The organism is Bacillus sp. HY001, from assembly GCF_007558965.1.
GTDB classification, from domain to species: domain Bacteria; phylum Bacillota; class Bacilli; order Bacillales; family Bacillaceae_G; genus Bacillus_A; species Bacillus_A mobilis.
In genome coordinates this window covers 1-456 of the sequence record NZ_VLTE01000164.1, presented here as the reverse complement: position 1 = coordinate 456, position 456 = coordinate 1, and the positions used below count along the sequence as shown (strand labels likewise).

The following is a 456-nucleotide window of genomic DNA, read 5'->3' as shown; positions in this document are numbered from 1 at the left end:
CGTTCCAGTTTCACAGGTTTCACTTCATGAATTTTAAAAATAGACTTCCATGTTTTAAATATAATTTCAATTTGCCACCGTAAAGAATACAGTTCATACACTTCATTGTGCGGAAGGTATTTACTAGATACGTTCGTAATAAGAAGGTTGATCCGACTTGCATATTTCGGCATCCTCTTTTTCGCTTTCTTGTGATGTTCCAAACGTTTCGCCCACTCAGTTTGTGTTAGACGATATATGACAAGGCGTGTTTTATGTTTTTGGCGAAGTCCTATATAGATTTCTGGTAATTCTAATATTTGTCCTTCAGCTAGATCTTTCGTCAATTTTTCTAAATCGAGAAGAGTCCATTTTCCATCTTTCTCTTTTTGATAGACTTGTGTATTCCAGCGAATACGTGACACATAAAATGCTTTTCGATCCGCAATTTTTTCTAAATCATAAATAGAAAAATAA

1 protein-coding gene is annotated in these 456 nt (G+C 34.2%); it reads right to left on the bottom strand.

Annotated elements, in window-relative coordinates; all coding sequences use genetic code 11:
* Positions 1–456: transposase (locus FOT98_RS29615; protein WP_144291206.1), on the bottom strand; the 456-nt coding region annotated here is incomplete at both ends.